The sequence below is a fragment of the Actinosynnema sp. NPDC023587 genome, from assembly GCF_040640215.1.
Classification (GTDB): Bacteria; Actinomycetota; Actinomycetes; order Mycobacteriales; family Pseudonocardiaceae; genus Actinosynnema.
The window spans coordinates 1,305-19,239 of sequence record NZ_JBFABG010000012.1 but is presented as its reverse complement, the minus strand read 5'-3'; the positions used below and the strand labels follow the sequence as shown (position 1 = coordinate 19,239).

General features: G+C 72.2%; 18 protein-coding genes. 4 read left to right on the top strand and 14 right to left on the bottom strand.

Features of this window, described 5'->3' with window-relative positions:
- Window positions 1-14: 14 nt before the first annotated feature.
- The 3 genes from AB0G01_RS26780 to AB0G01_RS26770 all read right to left on the bottom strand — a co-directional run bounded on the left by AB0G01_RS26780 (window position 15) and on the right by AB0G01_RS26770 (window position 3,089).
- Window positions 15-386 carry a DUF2752 domain-containing protein gene (locus AB0G01_RS26780; protein ID WP_360950490.1) on the bottom strand — a complete coding sequence of 124 codons (372 nt, stop codon included), beginning with the start codon at window positions 384-386 and terminating at the stop codon, window positions 15-17.
- 400 nt (window positions 387-786) lie between these two features.
- Window positions 787-1,401 carry an NUDIX hydrolase gene (locus AB0G01_RS26775; RefSeq protein WP_360950487.1) on the bottom strand — a complete coding sequence of 205 codons (615 nt, stop codon included), beginning with the start codon at window positions 1,399-1,401 and terminating at the stop codon, window positions 787-789.
- On the bottom strand, window positions 1,398-3,089 hold the full coding sequence (locus AB0G01_RS26770) for a CTP synthase (RefSeq protein WP_360950484.1): 1,692 nt from the start codon (window positions 3,087-3,089) through the stop codon (window positions 1,398-1,400). The genes AB0G01_RS26775 and AB0G01_RS26770 overlap by 4 nt, the downstream gene beginning before the upstream one ends.
- A 285-nt stretch (window positions 3,090-3,374) precedes the next feature.
- On the opposite strand from AB0G01_RS26770, the gene AB0G01_RS26765 reads away from it, so the two are divergent.
- The 3 genes from AB0G01_RS26765 to AB0G01_RS26755 all read left to right on the top strand — a co-directional run bounded on the left by AB0G01_RS26765 (window position 3,375) and on the right by AB0G01_RS26755 (window position 6,744).
- Window positions 3,375-3,815 carry a helix-turn-helix transcriptional regulator gene (locus AB0G01_RS26765; RefSeq protein WP_360950481.1) on the top strand — a complete coding sequence of 147 codons (441 nt, stop codon included), beginning with the start codon at window positions 3,375-3,377 and terminating at the stop codon, window positions 3,813-3,815.
- A gap of 10 nt (window positions 3,816-3,825) precedes the next feature.
- On the top strand, window positions 3,826-4,236 hold the full coding sequence (locus tag AB0G01_RS26760) for a VOC family protein (protein WP_360950478.1): 411 nt from the start codon (window positions 3,826-3,828) through the stop codon (window positions 4,234-4,236).
- Window positions 4,237-4,356: 120 nt separating this feature from the next.
- A complete protein-coding gene (locus AB0G01_RS26755) occupies window positions 4,357-6,744 on the top strand; it encodes an excinuclease ABC subunit UvrA (RefSeq protein WP_360950475.1) in 2,388 nt (795 codons plus the stop codon).
- Between the two features lie 682 nt (window positions 6,745-7,426).
- On the opposite strand, the gene AB0G01_RS26750 is transcribed toward AB0G01_RS26755, so the two are convergent.
- The 11 genes from AB0G01_RS26750 to AB0G01_RS26700 form a co-directional block, all read right to left on the bottom strand.
- Window positions 7,427-8,365: a copper transporter gene (locus AB0G01_RS26750; protein WP_360950472.1), complete on the bottom strand. Its 939-nt coding sequence runs from the start codon at window positions 8,363-8,365 to the stop codon at window positions 7,427-7,429.
- A complete protein-coding gene (steA, locus tag AB0G01_RS26745; protein WP_360950469.1) occupies window positions 8,362-9,546 on the bottom strand; it encodes a putative cytokinetic ring protein SteA in 1,185 nt (394 codons plus the stop codon). The genes AB0G01_RS26750 and steA overlap by 4 nt, the downstream gene beginning before the upstream one ends.
- 198 nt (window positions 9,547-9,744) lie before the next feature.
- Window positions 9,745-10,275 carry a hypothetical protein gene (locus AB0G01_RS26740; RefSeq protein WP_360950466.1) on the bottom strand — a complete coding sequence of 177 codons (531 nt, stop codon included), beginning with the start codon at window positions 10,273-10,275 and terminating at the stop codon, window positions 9,745-9,747.
- Window positions 10,272-10,949 (bottom strand): hypothetical protein, encoded by a 678-nt coding sequence (locus AB0G01_RS26735; protein ID WP_360950464.1) that lies wholly within the window; start codon window positions 10,947-10,949, stop codon window positions 10,272-10,274. The genes AB0G01_RS26740 and AB0G01_RS26735 overlap by 4 nt, the downstream gene beginning before the upstream one ends.
- Window positions 10,946-11,599 (bottom strand): hypothetical protein, encoded by a 654-nt coding sequence (locus AB0G01_RS26730; protein WP_360950461.1) that lies wholly within the window; start codon window positions 11,597-11,599, stop codon window positions 10,946-10,948. Before AB0G01_RS26730 ends, AB0G01_RS26735 begins: the two co-directional genes overlap by 4 nt.
- On the bottom strand, window positions 11,596-13,374 hold the full coding sequence (recN, locus tag AB0G01_RS26725; protein WP_360950458.1) for a DNA repair protein RecN: 1,779 nt from the start codon (window positions 13,372-13,374) through the stop codon (window positions 11,596-11,598). The genes AB0G01_RS26730 and recN overlap by 4 nt, the downstream gene beginning before the upstream one ends.
- A 69-nt stretch (window positions 13,375-13,443) precedes the next feature.
- Window positions 13,444-14,325, bottom strand: coding sequence for an NAD kinase (locus tag AB0G01_RS26720; protein WP_360951051.1), 882 nt, complete (start codon window positions 14,323-14,325; stop codon window positions 13,444-13,446).
- An 89-nt stretch (window positions 14,326-14,414) separates the two neighbouring features.
- Window positions 14,415-15,221 carry a TlyA family RNA methyltransferase gene (locus AB0G01_RS26715; protein ID WP_360950455.1) on the bottom strand — a complete coding sequence of 269 codons (807 nt, stop codon included), beginning with the start codon at window positions 15,219-15,221 and terminating at the stop codon, window positions 14,415-14,417.
- 4 nt (window positions 15,222-15,225) lie between these two features.
- Window positions 15,226-15,399, bottom strand: coding sequence for a hypothetical protein (locus AB0G01_RS26710; RefSeq protein WP_360950452.1), 174 nt, complete (start codon window positions 15,397-15,399; stop codon window positions 15,226-15,228).
- A 4-nt stretch (window positions 15,400-15,403) separates the two neighbouring features.
- Window positions 15,404-16,189, bottom strand: a complete 786-nt coding sequence (locus AB0G01_RS26705) for an HAD-IIA family hydrolase (RefSeq protein WP_360950449.1) — start codon at window positions 16,187-16,189, stop codon at window positions 15,404-15,406.
- A 126-nt stretch (window positions 16,190-16,315) separates the two neighbouring features.
- Window positions 16,316-16,933, bottom strand: a complete 618-nt coding sequence (locus tag AB0G01_RS26700) for a hypothetical protein (protein ID WP_360950446.1) — start codon at window positions 16,931-16,933, stop codon at window positions 16,316-16,318.
- Between AB0G01_RS26700 and AB0G01_RS26695 the strand changes: the two genes are divergently transcribed.
- The coding region (locus tag AB0G01_RS26695) for a hypothetical protein (protein ID WP_360950443.1) at window positions 16,877-17,935 on the top strand (1,059 nt) is incomplete at its 3' end. The genes AB0G01_RS26700 and AB0G01_RS26695 overlap by 57 nt on opposite strands.

The window sequence follows — 17,935 nt, the reverse complement described above, 5'->3', positions numbered from 1 at the left end:
TCACCCGAGCGGGTTCACCCGACCAGGTTGCGGACGAGCATCCAGACCACCGCGAGCGCCACCACCGGCACCCCCACCTCGGAGGGCAGTGGTGGCGTTCGCTCGTCGCGGCGCGCGGAGCGGAACCAGCGCACCCACAGCCAGGCGAGCAGCGGGAGACCGGCCACCAGCATCACGGCGTTGAGCTGCCACGCGCCCGCGAGGTCGCCGTGCAGGAGCGCGTGCACCATCCGGGTGGACCCGCAGGCGGGGCACTGGATGCCGGTCAACGCGTAGAGCGGGCACGGCGGCCAGAACGACCCGGGCCCGTTGGGGTCGAAGAACAGCAACCCCACCCCGGCACCCACGGCCGCCACCGCGACCGCGACCGGACCCCGAACACCCATGCCCCCAGTGTCCCGCACGCCCCCACCCGACCCGCCACAGCCGCCGACTCGCCGCAGGCAACACACCGCAGCCAACACGCCACAGCCGCCGACTCGCCCGCACGAGCGAGTCGCGGCCCTCCACTCGGCGAGTCGCACACCGAACTCGCCGATCCCGGCAAGTCGCACTCCGGAACTCGCCGACCCCCGCGAGTCGCGCCGAGACTCGCCGGCGTGGCCGATTCCCGCGCCGAGACTCGGCAGGTCGGGCGAGTCGTGCGTTCAGCCTCCGACAGACCCGGCGTTCGCCGCCCGCGAAGCTCCTCGCGGGCGGCGAACCGACCACCGTCTCAGCCCGACCACCGTCTCAGCCCGACCACCAACTCAGCCCGACCACCGACTCAGCACCGGCACCTCACCCTCAACGGTCTCGGGCGGCGAACCTCGTCGGGCGGTCCTCGAACGGCGCGTCGGCCGGCCGGCCCTGCGCCCGCCCCGCCAGCACGGCCTGCGCCGCGAGCACGCCCGCGACCGCCGCGCCGTTCACGATCTCGCCGGCCAGCGCCATCGCCACCGCGTCGTCCAGCGGGACCCGCCGCACCTCCAGGTCCGCCTCCTCCTCGCCCATCAGCTCCCGATCGACGTCGGACAGCCCCCGGGCGAGGAACACCCGCACCACCTCGTCGGTGAACCCCGGCGACGCGGCCACGTCGACCAGCGTCACCCACTCCGCCGCCGCGAGCCCGACCTCTTCCATCAGCTCCCGCCGGGCCGCCTCCACGGGCTGTTCCCCGGGCGAGTCCAGCAACCCGGCCGGCAGCTCCCAGAGCCGCTTGCCCAGCGGGTGCCGGTACTGGTGGATCAACGTCACCAGGCCGTCCTCGTCCACCGCCGCCACCGCGACCGCGCCGAGGTGCTCGACGACCTCGCGCGACGCGGTGTCGCCGTCCGGCATGACGACCTCGTCGACCCGCAGGCCGACGACCCGACCGATGTGCACGTCCCGCGTGGACACGGTCGCGAACTCGTGCCTCACTTCGCCACCCCCGCCGTCTCGGGCAGCGGCAGCCGGTCGGCGAGCCGGTAGTCCAGCGCCGCCTTCACGAACGCGGCGAACAGCGGGTGCGGCTTGGTCGGCCGGCTCTTGAGCTCCGGGTGCGCCTGGGTCGCCACGAAGAACGGGTGCACGTCCTCGGGCAGCTCGACGAACTCGACCAGCCGCCCGTCCGGCGAGGTCCCGGAGAACACCAGCCCGGCCTTGCCCAGCTCGTCCCGGAAGGCGTTGTTCACCTCGTAGCGGTGGCGGTGCCGTTCGGACACCTCGGCCGTGCCGTACGCGCGCGCCACCTGCGAGCCGGGCACGAGCTTCGCCGGGTACGCGCCGAGCCGCATCGTGCCGCCCATGTCGCGCTGCCCGGAGACCACGTCCTGCTGGTCGGCCATCGTGCTGATCACCGGCGACCCGGACTCGTCGAACTCGGCCGAGTTGGCGTCGGTGATGCCCGCGAGGTTGCGCGCCGCCTCGATCACCAGGCACTGCAACCCCAGGCACAGCCCCAACAACGGGATGCCCCGGGTGCGCGCGTAGGTGATCGCGCCGATCTTGCCCTCGATGCCGCGCACCCCGAACCCGCCGGGGATCAGCACGCCGTCGAGACCGGCCAGCGCGTGCGCCGCGCCGGACGGCGTCTGGCACTCGTCGGACGGCACCCAGACGACCTCGACCTTGGCGCGGTGGGCGAACCCGCCGGCGCGCAGCGCCTCGGTCACCGACAGGTACGCGTCCGGCAGGTCGACGTACTTGCCGACCAGCCCGATCCGCACCCGCTCGGACGGGTTGTGCACCCGCTGCAACAGGTCGCCCCACACCGTCCAGTCGACGTCGCGGAACGGCAGGTCGAGCCGGCGCACCACGTAGGCGTCGAGCCCTTCGCCGTGCAGCACCTTGGGGATGTCGTAGATCGACGACGCGTCGACCGCGGCGACCACGGCCTCCGTGTCGACGTCGCACATCAGGCCGATCTTGCGCTTGAGCGCGTCCGGGATCTCCCGGTCCGCGCGGCACACGATGGCGTCGGGCTGGATGCCGATGTTGCGCAGCGCGGCCACCGAGTGCTGGGTGGGCTTGGTCTTGAGCTCACCGGACGGCGCGAGGTACGGGACCAGCGACACGTGCAGGAAGAACACGTTGTCGCGGCCCACGTCGTGCCGGACCTGGCGGGCGGCTTCGAGGAACGGCAGCGACTCGATGTCGCCCACCGTTCCGCCGACCTCGGTGATGACGACGTCGGGCACGACCCCGTCCGCGTCGGGCTCGGCCATGGCCCTGATCCGCCGCTTGATCTCGTCGGTGATGTGCGGGATCACCTGGACCGTGTCACCGAGGTACTCGCCGCGCCGCTCCTTGGCGATCACCTCGGAGTACACCTGGCCGGTGGTGACGTTCGCGTCCCCCGAGAGGTCCCGGGCGAGGAACCGCTCGTAGTGGCCGATGTCGAGGTCGGTCTCCGCACCGTCGTCGGTGACGAACACCTCGCCGTGCTGGAAGGGGTTCATGGTGCCGGGGTCCACGTTGAGGTACGGGTCCAGCTTCTGCATGGTCACCCGCAGGCCCCGGGCGGTCAGCAACTGGCCGAGGCTCGACGCGGTGAGTCCCTTGCCCAGGGAGGAGGCCACGCCCCCGGTGACGAAAACGTGCTTGGTCGTACGTGCCTGAAGCACCAAGGAGGCTCCCCGTGGTCTGAATGTTCCGCAGGGCAACCGGCCCTGTCCACGGGCCCTAACGCTAACACGCCACCGGTCACCGAGCGCGCTGGTGGTCCCTTGAACCATCACTCAGATGGCCTAGCCCCGTTCGGACTCGTCCGACACCCTCCCCCCGGTCCGAACAGGCCGCAGCGGACCGGTCGCGGGGCGTGTCCGACCGCGTGCGGGACCGCGTGGCACGAGACCCGGAGGTCCTCCACGCACCCCCTCCCACCAGGCCCGTGGTGTGGCACGATCGCGCACGTGGCGAGCAAAACACCCGCGGATCACCTGCGCGATCTCGCGCGGCTGCGGCGCGTCCGCGACCGGATCGACCGCGAGTACGCGCAGCCGCTGGACGTCGAAGCGCTCGCCCGTGGCGCGCACATGTCCGCCGGACACCTCAGCCGCGAATTCCGCAGTGCCTACGGCGAGTCGCCTTACGGCTACCTCATGACCCGGCGGATCGAACGCGCGATGACCCTGCTGCGGCGCGGTGACCTCAGCGTCACCGAGGTCTGCTTCGCCGTCGGCTGCTCGTCGCTGGGCACCTTCAGCACCCGCTTCACCGAACTGGTCGGCGTGCCGCCCAGCACCTACCGGAGCCAGGCCGCGCGGGCGACCGACGGGATGCCGGCGTGCGTGGCGAAGCAGGTGACCCGACCGGTCAGGAATCGAGAAGCACGGCCCCCGGCCCCGACCTAGGGTTGCCGCCATGGACATCACCATCCACCAGGCATTCCTCCCCCACAACGACGCCGGCGAGTCCCTCGCCTTCTACCGCGACGCCCTCGGCTTCGAGGTCCGCGACGACGTCGAGTACGGCGGGCTGCACTGGCTCACGGTCGGCCCGCCCGGCCAGCCCGGCACGTCCCTCGTGCTGCATCCGCCGGCCGCCGACCCCGGCATCACCGCCGAGGAGCGCCGCACCGTCGCCGAGATGATGGCCAAGGGCACCTTCGCCGCCATCAACCTGGCCACCGAGAACCTCGACGACACGTTCGCGCGGCTCCAGTCCGGCGACGCCGAGGTCGTCCAGGAACCGACCGACCAGCCGTACGGCGTCCGCGACTGCGCGTTCCGCGACCCCGCCGGCAACCTGGTCCGGATCCAGGAGCTGCGCTGAACCCAGGAGCTGCGCTGAACGCGGTGGCCGCGCGCCGCCGCCGCTGAGCACAGGCCCCGGCCCCGGTTCCCGGAGGACCGGCACCGCGACCCCGCCCGACCGGATGGAGACCCGACGAGCATGGCCCGGAAGACGAACCCCCAGCCGGCCGAACCGCACGAGGCCGACAGCCACGACCTGATCCGCGTGCACGGCGCGCGCGTGAACAACCTCAAGGACATCAGCGTCGAGCTCCCCAAGCGCAGGCTGACGGTGTTCACCGGCGTCTCCGGCTCCGGCAAGAGCTCACTGGTGTTCAGCACGATCGCCGCGGAGTCCCAGCGGATGATCAACGAGACCTACAGCGCGTTCGTGCAGGGCTTCATGCCGACCCTGGCCCGCCCCGAGGTCGACGTGCTCGACGGGCTCACCACCGCGATCGTCGTCGACCAGCAGCGGATGGGCGGCGACCCGCGCTCCACGGTCGGCACCGCCACCGACAGCAACGCCATGCTGCGCATCCTGTTCAGCCGGATCGGCAAGCCCCACCTCGGCTCGCCCCAGGCGTTCTCCTTCAACGTCGCCTCGATCAGCGGAGCCGGCGCGGTCACCGTCGAGCGCGGCGGCCGGACCACGAAGGAACGGCGCAGCTTCAGCGTCACCGGCGGCATGTGCCCGCGCTGCGAGGGCCGGGGGTCGGTGTCGGACATCGACCTCACCCAGCTCTACGACGACTCCAAGTCGCTCGCCGAGGGCGCGTTCACCATCCCCGGGTGGAAGTCCGACAGCTTCTGGACGGTGCGGGTCTACGCCGAGTCCGGTTTCGTCGACCCGGACAAGCCGATCCGCGAGTACACCAAGAAGGAGCTCGACGACTTCCTGCACAAGGACGCGGTCAAGGTGAAGGTCGACGGGGTGAACCTCACCTACGAGGGGTTGATCCCGAAGATCCAGAAGTCGTTCCTGGCCAAGGACAAGGAGTCGATGCAGCCCCACATCCGGGCGTTCGTGGAACGGGCGGTCACCTTCACCACGTGCCCCGGGTGCGACGGCACCCGGCTCAGCGAAGGGGCCCGGTCGTCGAAGATCGCCGGGATCAACATCGCCGAGGCGTGCGCGATGCAGATCAGCGACCTGGCCGAGTGGGTTCGCGGCCTGGCCGAACCGTCGGTCGCGCCGCTGCTCACGACGTTGCGGCACACGCTGGAATCGTTCGTGGAGATCGGTCTGGGCTACCTGTCGCTGGACCGGTCGTCCGGCACGCTGTCCGGCGGCGAGGCGCAGCGCGTCAAGATGATCCGCCACCTCGGGTCGTCGCTCACCGACGTGACGTACGTGTTCGACGAGCCCACCACCGGCCTGCACCCGCACGACATCGAGCGGATGAACAACCTGCTGCTGCGGTTGCGGAACAAGGGCAACACGGTGCTGGTGGTGGAGCACAAGCCGGAGACGATCGCGATCGCCGACCACGTGGTCGACCTGGGACCGGGAGCCGGTGCCGGCGGCGGCGCGGTCTGCTTCGAGGGCACCGTCGAGGGCCTGAAGGCGTCCGACACGGTCACCGGCCGGCACTTCGACGACCGGGCGTCGGTCAAGGACGAGGTCCGCACGTCCACCGACGTGCTCAAGATCCGTGGCGCGTCGACGCACAACCTGCGCGACGTCGACGTCGACGTCCCGCTGGGGGTGCTGGTCGTGGTGACCGGCGTGGCGGGTTCCGGGAAGAGCTCGCTGGTGCACGGGTCGATCCCGGCGGGCGAGGGGGTGGTCTCGGTGGACCAAGGTGCGATCCGAGGCTCGCGCCGCAGCAACCCGGCGACCTACACGGGCCTGCTGGACCCGATCCGCAAGGCGTTCGCGAAGGCCAACGGCGTGAAGCCGGCGCTGTTCAGCGCGAACTCGGAAGGGGCCTGCCCGCACTGCAACGGCGCGGGGGTCGTCTACACGGACCTGGGGATGATGGCGGGCGTCGCGACGACGTGCGAGGAGTGCGAGGGCAAGCGGTTCGAGGCGTCGGTGCTGGACCACCACTTCGGCGGGCGCGACATCAGCGAGGTGCTGGCGATGTCGGTGACCGAGGCCGAGGAGTTCTTCGGCACCGGCGAAACCCGAACCCCGGCCGCGCACGCGATCCTGGGCAGGCTGGCCGATGTCGGACTCGGCTACCTGAGCCTGGGCCAGCCGCTCACCACCCTGTCCGGCGGCGAGCGGCAGCGCCTGAAACTCGCCACCCACATGGCCGAGAAGGGCGGGATCTACGTGCTGGACGAGCCGACCGCCGGCCTCCACCTGGCGGACGTGGAACAACTGCTGGCCCTGCTCGACCGCCTGGTGGACTCGGGCAAGTCGGTCATCGTCGTGGAACACCACCAGGCGGTCATGGCACACGCCGACTGGATCATCGACCTGGGCCCGGGAGCAGGCCACGACGGAGGCCGAATCGTCTTCGAAGGAACCCCGGCCGACCTGGTGGCAACCCGCTCCACCCTCACCGGCCAACACCTGGCCGCCTACGTAGGTGCCTGACCCTCACACTCCTGCCTCACACTCCTGACCCTCACTCCTGACCCACTCCCCTCACCACCTCCTCGCCCACCCCTCCCCCGCCCGTACACCCGATCCCCAGATCATTCGGTTGCCGGCCACTCGACAACCCGGTCACTCGACGGCCCAGTCACTCGGCGGCCCGTAGGTCGTCCGGCCCGCCGACGGCTGGCCAGCAGATCGGAGATCGCCTGCCTGACGGCCGGCTACCTGGTCGGGGATGGAGCGGGCGGGAGGTTCATCGGAGGGGAGCGGTGCCACAGGCCACCGGCGACAGGCCACGGGCCACGGGCCACGGGCGACAGGCGGCGGTAGTGGTCATGATCGCGGCCGAACCGCCTCCTGCCTGTCCGAGGCAGAGCCCCCGCCTGCCCGAGGCAGAGCGGAGTCCAGCAGAGCGGAGTCCGGTTGAGACGGAGTCTGGCAGAGCGGAGTCCGGTCGGGGTGGAGTCCGGTCGAGACGGAGTTCCAAGGGTGTGCGGGGGTTGGGGGCTACGACAGGATTGGGCAGTATCGGGCGGGGCAGGCGTCGGATGCCGCAGGGCGCGTCCGTTTATTTACGGCAACGAACAGGCCGCTCACTTGGTGCCGAATTTCCAGGCCCATCACCGAATGGTGTGATGTTTGTACGTGTCACACCATTCCCGCCTCCACCATTCCCACCCTACCCCGCTGCCCCCGGTGCCGGGGCTTCCGCATTCCCCGCCACGCCATACCTCCCGGACTTCCCCTCCAACTGTTCCCGCAATGCCAGCACCGCCACGACCCGCCCGGCGGCGGTGTCGATGTTGTCCACCGTCGACAGGACCGACGTCGCCGCCGTGTCCGCTCGGACCACGCCCACCGCGCCGGTGCCGTCTGCCGAACCCTCGCCGCCGACCAGTACCGCGCCCGCGCCCGAGCGGTCGAGTTGGGTCGCGAACCTGGCCACCGTCGCGGCACGGTCACCGGCCGAGTCGCCGGCCACCGCACCGCCGGTCAACACGACGGCCAGTTGTGCCGGGCGCAATCCCTGGCCCTGCTTCACGAAACCGGCCGACGACAGGCCGGCCAGCGCCGCCGTGGTCTCGTCCGGCGTCGCCTGCGGCTGGTTGGTGTCCTTGTTCAGCAGCAGCAGCGCCCCCAGCAACCCGCCCGCCCGCGTCCCCGGGTCGCCGCCGGTCGGCAACTGGGTCCCGGCGGGCTGGAGGCGGGCCACCAGGTCGCGCAACTGGTCGGCCTTCTTCGGATCGGCGAACGCATCCGTCAACTGCAATTCACCGGTCATCGTCGCCCCGGCCGACCGCAGCAATTCCACCACCGCGTCGCGCTCATCCGGCTCGGCGTCCCCGGTGGTCACCAGAACCACCGTCCGATCCGCCAACAGACCTTTCACCGCCAACGGCCCGATCGACGTCGCGAACCGGTCCGCGTCGGCGAGTTTCGCGTTCAGGCCGTTCTGCGAAGCCTGCAAATCCGCGACTTCCTCGCCCAACGAAGAATTGTCGTCGGTCAACCCCGACAGCAGCCGGCTGCTGATCGCGGTCGAGCCCAGGACCACTCCCACGGCCAACGCCAGGAACACGGCGGTGATCGAGACGATGTGGTAGCGCATCGAGATCATGAGAACAACCCCTTGAACCAGTCGACGGCGGACCAGAAACCGTCCACCGCCACGTCGACGTACGCCTGCCCCACCCCGGACACCGCCAGCGCCGCCACCATGGCCACCACGGCGGCGAGCACCAGCAGCAACATCACCCCCAACGACACCCGGCTCCGGTGCAGCGCGGCGACCGCCTCGCCGTCCACCAGCTTGCTGCCGAGCTTCAACCTGGTCAGGAACGTCGACGGGTTCGACCCCGAGTGCCCCCGGTCCAGGAATTCGCGCAACCCCGCGCGCAGCCCGACGGTCACCACGAGCGACGCGCCGTGCGCCTCGGCCAGCAGCAGCGCCAGGTCTTCGGCGTTGCCGGTCGCGGGGAAGGTCACCGCACCGATCCCCAGGTCCTGGATGCGCTCCAGACCGGGCGCGTGGCCGTCGGTCTGCGCGGGCACCACGACCTCCGCGCCGGCCTTCAGCGTCGCGGTGCCGATGCCGTCCGGGTCGCCGACGATGATGTCCGGCTTGTACCCGGCGTCGTGCAGGGTGTCCGCGCCCGCGTCGACGCCGACCAGCACCGGCCGGTACTCGCGGATGTACCGGCGCAGCTTCCGGAGCTCGTCGGCGTGCCGGGAGCCGCCCGCGACGATCAGCACCTGCCGGCCGCGCACGGGGACGAACACCTCGGGCACGCCGACGCCGTCGAGGATCAGGGCGCGCTCGCGGCGCAGGAACTCGATGGTGTTGGCGGAGAACGCTTCCAGTTGCGCGGCCATCCCGGCCTTCGCCTCGATCATCGAGTCGGCGACCGACTCGGCGTTCTGCTCGACGCCGCGCGCCACCTCCTTGTCGCCCACGTAGATCGCACCGTCGTGCAGCCGCAGCTTGGTGCCGTCCTTGAGCTCCCGCAGCACCCCGGTGCCCACGCCGTCGATCAGCGGGACGCCCGCCTCCACGAGCAGTTCGGGCCCGAGGTTGGGGAACCGGCCGGAGATGGACGGCGACGCGTTGACCACGCCCACGACCTCGGCGCTGAGGAGCGCCTCGGCTGTGCGGCGGTCGATGTCGACGTGGTCCAGCACGGCGACGTCGCCGGGGCTGAGCCGTCGCAGCAGGTCACCAGACCGACGATCGACCCGCGCGACGCCGGTGACACCTGGCAGTTCGTGGTTCGTGCGGCTGAGCAACCCGGAGAGCTTCATTGCCCGATGGTGACTCACCACGCCGCCGGTTCCGGGCTAACACGCCGTGCGGTCGGGGCAGGTCAATCAGGTCATTGATCCACAGTGGACGGACTACCCCCGGTAGGGTGGTTTTCTTCGCCCGTACGAACGACCGTCGATCGTGGCGCGTGTCTATCGGCCGCTCTCGGGACCTGGGTGGCGGGCGGCGGCGCACCGTCATCGGGACTGTCGGGGCGGGTCCTCGGGCGGGTGTTCGGGCGGGGACGAGGTGCGTGCGGGCCAGTCTTGGACGAGCACCGTGCCGACCAGGAGCACCAGGCACGCGGCGGCCAACGTCCACAGGCCCGGACCGATCACCCAGTGGAACCTCGGCGACGGCTCCCGGCCGCCACCGAACAGCGTGGTCACCGTGGTGTACGCGGACCACGTGGTGGCCCCGGCCAAACCGACCGCGAGAGCCGCCGCCAGACGACCGGCGATCGCGAGCCGCGAGGAGCGGAACTGGGCCACGGCGGCGAATGCGACCAACACACCGGCCACGACGAGCGCGTACCCCCACCGGGGGCTGGACCGGCCGCTGGACGGGGTGCGCTCGGACTGGAACACGACGCTCCACGAGGTGACCGCGAACCCGCCGGAGCCGGGGGCGTGGGGCCGGTCCAGCCGGTACAGCTCCAGCGCCGAGCCGCCGAGCACCAGCGCCGCACCGACGGCCAGCACCACCGCGCCCAGCGCCTTCCGCGTCACGGACCGGTTCGCCCTCCCGGCTCGCCCGCCTCAGGACCGGCCCCCGCCGGGCGGGTGACGGTCTCGGTCGGCCGGGTGCCGGTGTCCGCCGGGCGGGTGCCGGTGTCCACGTACGACGAGACGGGCAACTCGGCGACGGGGATGCCGAACGGCGGCGTGTCGTCGTCGTTGCCGTCGAGCTGGTACACCACGGGACCTTCGGGGCGGGGTGCGCGCGGCGGCCACTCCTGCACGAGGAACGCGCCCACCACGGCCACCACGCTCGCCACCGACAGCACGACGATCCCGAGTCCGATCGTCACGTGGATGGCCAGGACGGCACCGTCGGACTTCGTCGACCAGAGCGCGAACACGAGTTGCGCGACTGCCCACGTGCTGCCCAGCAGCAGTACCGAGCCGACGAGGGCGGCCAGCCGGCCCCACCGCGCGCCGGCACGCAGTGCGCCGAGCACCACCAGCAACGCGCCGACGACCATCGGCACGCCGAAGAGCGTCTTCCCGCCGAGCACCTCTTGACCGTTCTCGCGCCGCACGCCCCACGAAGACTGCTCAAGCTTCATCGGCAGCGTCTCGCCGAAGTCGAACACCTGCTCGTACAGCGGCAGGAACGTGCCCACGATCGCCAACGTGGCGGCGATCAGCAGCGCCGCCACGCCCAGGACGCGCCGGGTCACGTCGTCCGCTCCGGCGAAGCCGCACCGGGATCGGGACCCGCAGGCGGGGCCGCCTGGCCGAGGTGGTTCTCGGGCAGCACCGGCACCGAGATGCCGAACGGCGGTGTGTCGGTGTCGGCGTCCACGTCGTCGTCCAGCCGGTGCACGATCACGCCCCCGGGAGCCGGAGTCCGGACCGGGGGCCGGGCGTGCAGGTACACCGTAGCCACGATCGCCACGACGCACGCCGCCACCAGCAGCCACATCCCCGCGCCGTACTCGTAGGTGATGGTGAGCCGCTCGTCCTGCGAGTTCGGTGACAGCCTCGCCGAGACGGTCATGAACGTGGTCCACACCGACCCGATCAGCAGCGCCGTCGCGGCGACCGCCGTGTACCGGCCGGCCAACCGCTGGTGCGCGGGCAGGTGGACCAGGGCCGCGGCGAGCACCAGCAGGACGGCCGCGATCACGATCGGCACGCCGATCTGGGCCTGCGGCCCGATGCCGTCCATCGTGGCCGGCGCGGTGTCGGTGCCCCAGCCGGTGGTGACAAGCCCGAACCGGTCACCGCCCCGGGACGTCCCGATCCAGCTCAGCGGCAGGAACGTCGCCGACACCGAGGTCGCGGCGGCGATGGCCGCGAGGAGGACTCCCAGCGCCCTCCGGCTCACTTCTTCTTCTTTCGCCGCACCACCGGAGCGCTGACCTTGTCCGCCTTCGCGGCGGCCAGCAGCTCCTCGGCGTGCGCGCGGCCGGTGTCGGTGGAATCCATGCCCGCCAGCATCCGCGCGAGTTCGACCACGCGCTGCGACTCGTCGAGCACCCGCACGCCGGACCGGGTGAGTATCCCGTCGGCGGTCTTGTCCACCACCAGGTGCCGGTCGGCGAAGGCGGCGACCTGCGGCAGGTGGGTGACCACGATGACCTGGTGGCTGCGCGCCAACCTGGCCAGCCGCCGCCCGACCTCGACCGCCGCCCGACCGCCGACACCGGCGTCGACCTCGTCGAACACCAGCGTGGGCACCGGGTCGGAGTGCGAGAGCACGACCTCCAGCGCGAGCATCACCCGGGACAGCTCACCGCCGGACGCGCCCTTGTGCACGGGCAGCGCGGGCGCGCCGGGGTGCGCGATGAGCCGGAGCTCCACGTCGTCCACGCCGGACGCGCCGGCGTGCAGCGTCCGGCCGCCGACCGTGATCGACTGCGGGTCACCCGCTTCGGCGGCCCTCGGCCGGACCACGACCTCGATGTTCGCGTGCGGCATGGCCAGCCCGGTCAGCTCCTCGGACACCGCCTTGCCCAGCTCCGCGGCGGCGGTCGTGCGCTCGGCGGTGATCTGCTCGGCGTAGCCCGCGAGCTCGACGGCCAGCGCGTCACGGCGGGCGGCCAGCGCCGCCAGCGCCTCGTCCGAGGTGTCCAGCCCGGCCAGCCGGGACGCCGCGTCGGCGGCCCACGCGATCACGCCGTCCACGTCGGCGGCGTACTTGCGGGTCAACGCCTTCAGCTCGGCCTGCCGCGCCAGCACGTGCTCCAGCCGCGCCGGGTCCGCGTCCAGGTGCTCCAGGTAGGACGCGATCTCCGCGCCCACGTCGGTCAGCAGCGTTTCCGCTTCGACCAGCCGGGGTTCCAGCTCGCGCAGCTTCGGGTCCTCCGACGACCCCAGCCGGCGGCGGGCCTCGCCGATCAGGCCGAGCGCGCCGGGCGTGTCCGGGTCGCCGTCCGGCGAACCCGCCACCGCGTACTGCGCGCCGGAGGCGGTTTCGCGCAACTGGTCCGCGTCGGCCAGCCGGCGCGCCTCGTCGAGCAGCTCGACGTCCTCGCCGGCCCTCGGGTCGACGGCGGTGATCTCGGTCAGTCCGTGCCGCAGCAGCTCGGCCTCGCGCGCCAGCTCGCGCGCCCGGGCGGTGCGCTCGGTGTGCTCGGCGGCGACCTTCAGCCACTCGTCGCGGATCTTCTGGTACTTGCGCAGCGGCGCGCCCACGTCGTCACCCGCGAAGCGGTCCAGCACCGCGCGCTGCTCGGTCGGCCGCAGCAGCCTGAGCTGGTCGTTCTGCCCGTGCACGGCGAGGAGCTGCTCGGCCAGCTCGGCCAGCACGCCGACCGGCACGGACCGGCCGCCCAGGTGGGCGCGGGACCGGCCGTCGGAACCGACGGTGCGGATGGCGATGACGCTGCCGTCGTCGTCGGGTTCGCCGCCGACCTCTTCGGCGACCTTCGCGGCCGGGCTGCCGGCGGGGGCGTGGAACCGCCCCTCGACCACCGCCTTGTCCGCGCCGGTGCGCACGCGGGACGCCTCCGCACGGCCGCCACCGAGCAGGTGGAGGCCCGTGACGACCATGGTTTTGCCAGCACCGGTCTCACCCGTCACGACGGTGAAGCCCGCAGCGAGTTCAAGGGTGGCCTCGTCGATCACACCGAGGCCCTGGATGCGCATCTCGGCCAACACAGCGCGCACACTACTGGGCGCGCGGCCCTGCTGGTGCGTTCGGGTGGGAGTGTCGGGCGAACACGTGTTCTATTCGGCGAGCGGACCCCGCCACCCCTGCACGGGCAGCGAGAACTTCTCCACCAGCCGGTCGGTGAACGGCCCCTCGCGCAGCCGGACCAGCCGCAACGGCGTCGCGCCGCCCCTGACCTCGACCCGCGCGCCCGCCGGCAGCACCACCGTCCGCCGCCCGTCCGCGCACAGCACCGCCGGGTGCCCGCCCGGGTCGATCTCCAGCGCGACCACCGACGTCGGCGACACCACCAGCGGCCGGGCGAACAGCGCGTGCGCGTTCGACGGCACCACCAGCAGCGCGTGCACGTCCGGCCACACCACCGGCCCGCCAGCGGAGAACGCGTACGCGGTGGACCCGGTCGGGGTCGCCACCAGCACGCCGTCGCAGCCGAACGCGGACACCGGCCGGCCGTCGACCTCCACCACGACGTCCAGGATGCGTTCCCGCGAGCTCTTCTCGACGCTCGCCTCGTTGAGCGCCCACGTGCCCGCCAGCACCTCGCCGTCCACGGACGCGGTGATGTCCACCGTCATCCGCTCCTCGACCTCGTAGGTGCGCTCGATGACGTGGTTGATCGCCTCGAACAGCGCGTCGGAGTCGGCCTCGGCGAGGAACCCGACCCGGCCCAGGTTCACCCCGAGCACCGGGACGCCCGCCGCGCGCGCCAGTTCCGCCGCGCGCAGCAGCGTGCCGTCACCGCCGAGCACGAACACCAGCTCGGTGCCCTCGGCGGCGGCGTCGTCGGCGGTCACGACCTGGGCGTAGCACGACGGGTCGAGCTCGGCCGCCTCGTCCTTGAGCACCCGCAGCCGCACCCCGGCCGCCGCGAACCGCTGCGCCACCTCCTGCGCGACCAGCACGTTGCTCGGCCGGCCGGTGTGCACGACGAGCAGGATCTCCCGGTCCCCGCTCCGCCCGGCCACGGTCGCCCCGCCGGCGGCCGGCGCGGCACCGCTCACGCCGGTCCCTGCCGGCTCGGCCCCGGTCATCGGGGGCCTTCCGCGACGGCGGTGCGCACGAGCGCACCGGCGGCCACCACGTCCAAGGGCTCGCCCCGGCGCAGCCAGGCGAAGAACTCGACGTTGCCGGACGGGCCGGGAAGCGGACTCGCGGTCACGCCGTGCAGCCGCAGCCCGATCGCCGCCGCAGCGGCCACCACCTCCAGCACGGCCTCGCCGCGCAGCTCCGGATCGCGCACGACACCGCCCGAACCCAACCGCTCCTTGCCGACCTCGAACTGCGGTTTCACCATCGGGAGCAGGTCACCTCCCTCGTCGAGGCACGCGGCCAGCGCGGGCAGCACCAGCCTCAACGAGATGAACGAGAGATCGGCCACCACCAGGTCGACCGGACCGCCGATGTCCTCGGGCGTCAGCGCCCGCACGTTGGTCTTGTCCTTCACCACGACCCGGTCGTCCGTGCGCAACCGCCAGTCCAGCAGACCCCGGCCCACGTCGGCCGCGACCACCTGGCGCGCGCCGGCTCGCAGCAGCACGTCGGTGAAACCGCCGGTGGACGCGCCCGCGTCCAGGCAGCGCCGGCCCCCGACGGTGATGTCGGGGAACGCGGCCAGCGCGCCGACCAGCTTGTGCGCGCCGCGCGACGCCCAGTTCGGGTCGTCGGTCTCGCGCACCACCAGCGCGGTGTCCAGTTCGACGGCGGTCGCGGGTTTCGTCGCGACCGTGCCCCGGATGGTCACCCGCCCGTCGGTGACGAGTTGGCTCGCGTGCTCCCGTGACCGGGCCAGCCCGCGACGAACCAGTTCGGCGTCCAGCCGAGCCCTGCGCGGCACCGGATCAGACCTTGTCGATGCCGGCCAGCGCGGCCGTCAAGGCGGTGTGCGCGGCGTCGAACCGGGCCACGTGCTCGGCCACGTCGAGCCGCTCCAGCCCGTCCAGCGCGGCGAGCGCGGCGTCGATGCCGTCCACCGGATCACGCGGCGGTCCGGGGAGGGGAACTTCGAAGTTCACCGTTTCACGGTAGCCGATCGAGGACCGACAGGTCCGCCGCTACGTAGGTGGGCCGAAGGCGCGCCGGCAACTTCGCGGCCTCGGCTTCGGTCGACACCCCGGTGAGGACGAGCAGCGAGTCCAGTCCGGCGTTCACCGCGCCGAGGATGTCGGTGTCCAGCCGGTCGCCGACGACCAGCGGGCGCTGCGCGCCGAGCGACTTCGCGGCCTGCTCCAGCAGCGGGGTCGCGGGCTTGCCGGCCACCAGCGGTTCGGCCCCGGTCGCGGTGGTGAGCGCGGCGACCAGCGAACCGTTGCCCGGCAGCAGACCGCGTTCGGTCGGCAGGGTCGCGTCGACGTTGCAGGCCACCCACCGCGCGCCCGCCCGGATCGCCAGCGCGGCCTCGGCGAGCTCGCGCCAGCCGAGGTCCTGGGACAGCCCCTGCACCACGGCGGCCACGCCCTCGGCGACGCGCACGGGCGTGAACCCGCAGCGGCGCACCTCGTCGGCGAGCGCGTCGGTGCCCAGCACGAGGACGGCCGAACCTTCGGGGACCAGGTCGGGCAGCATCGAGGCCGCCGCCTGCGCGCTGGTGCTCACCTCGTCCAGGGCGGCCTCGAAACCGATCTCGGTCAGGTGGTCGGCGACGTCCTGCGGCGACCGCGAGGCGTTGTTGGTGACGAACCGGATGCCGATCCCCCGGGCGCGGGCGGCGGCCACCGCCTCCACCGCGCCGGGCACGGCGTCCCGGCCCCGGTAGACCGTGCCGTCGAGGTCCAGCAGCAGCGCGTCGTAGCGGTCGAGTAGCACGGGTCCCCCGTCGTTCGGACATCCGGACACGACAGTGGCCCGCCCGCGATCGGACGGGCCACTGTCCCGGTCAATCCTGCCCCACCGGCTACACCGGGGCCGAGCCCCGGGACCGGTCTTGGGAAGTCAGTCCTGGGGGCTGAGGTCGAACGCCCGCTCGGCGGCGTCGGTCTCGTTGTCGTCGTCGGCCTGGGCGGCGTTGAGGAACCACTTCACGGCTTCCTCGGTGCGACCGGCCGCCGCGAGGTTGTCGGCGTAGGCGTAGAACAGCCGGGCGCTCCACGGGTCGCGCCGCTTCGGGTCCAGGTCGTCCCCCTGGAGGGCGACGACGGACGCGTCGAGCTGCCCCATGTCCCGACGAGCGCCGGCCGCGACGATCCGCAGCTCCACCGCGTCGTCGGGGTCCAGCGCGACCCCCTGCGCCTCGCGGGCGAGCTCGATGGCCCGCTCGGGACGGCCCAGGGCGCGCTCGCAGTCGGCCATGACGGCGAGGTGCCCCGCGCCGTGCGTCATGCGGCGGGCCGCACGCAGCTCGGACAGGGCCTCCGCCCACTCACCGGCGTAGTAGGCGGTGAGCCCGGCCGCTTCCCGCACCACACCGACCCGTGCGGCCTTGGTGCGCGCGTAGCGAGCGTGCTCCAGGGCGAGTTCGGGCTCGCTGTCGATCAAAAGCCCGGCTGCGGCGAGGTGCCGTCCGACGATCTCGGCGAGCCCCTTGGGCAGACCGCGCAACTCCTGCTTCACGGCGGGGTCGAGGATGGAGATGTCCGCGTCCTCGGGCACCTCCGGCGCACGAGCCCGGGTGTACTCCCCGACCTCGTCCGGCCGCTGCCCCGAGTCCTCGCGGTCTTCACGGTCCGCGCGGTTGTCGCCATCCCGATCCACCGCGTCGACATCGTCGACGTCAGGGACGTCGTCCGAGTCGTCGTCGAGCTCGTCGGACGCGTCATCGACGTCGTCCTGCTGCTCGTCGTCCTGCTCGTCGTTGTCGTCGTCGCTGTCGTCCCGAACTGCATCCGAGACGTCATCCGAGTCGTCGTCTCGAACGGCAACCGCGTCCTGGTCGGTGGCGTCGGCGGCGGCGTCCTGGTCGGACGAGTTCACCGACTCCAGGACAGCAGGGGTGCCGGAACCGACGGCGTCAACGGACTTGCCATTGACCGCGACCGTGCCCTCGGCGAGTGCGGCCGACTCGACGGCCGCGTCGCTGCCGGCCTCGCCGGTCTGCGAAACCCGGTCCTGGAACCTCGCGGCCCGGTCACGGCTCCGCTCGTCGCGCTTGACGTCCTTGCGGTCGTCGCGGCGATCGTCACGCCGGTCATCTCGACGGGGCCCGCCACGGTCGTCACGACGCGGGTAACCACCGCGATCGTCACGCGGACGGGAGTCACGCCGATCGCCACCAGTGCGGTTGTCACGCGGCGGGTAGCCACCACGGTCATCGCGGGGCTTGTACTCGCGACGCTCGCCGCCACGGTCATCGCGCGGCTTGTATTCACGGCGCTCGCCGCCACGGTCGTCACGCGGCTTGTACTCGCGACGCTCACTGCTGCGGTCATCACGCGGCTTGTACTCGCGACGCTCGCCACCGCGATCATCGCGCGGCTTGTATTCGCGGCGTTCGCTGGTGCGGTTGTCGCGGGGCTGGTAGCCGCCACGGTCGTCACGCGGCTTGTACTCGCGACGCTCACTGCTGCGGTCATCACGCGGCTTGTACTCGCGACGCTCGCCACCGCGATCATCGCT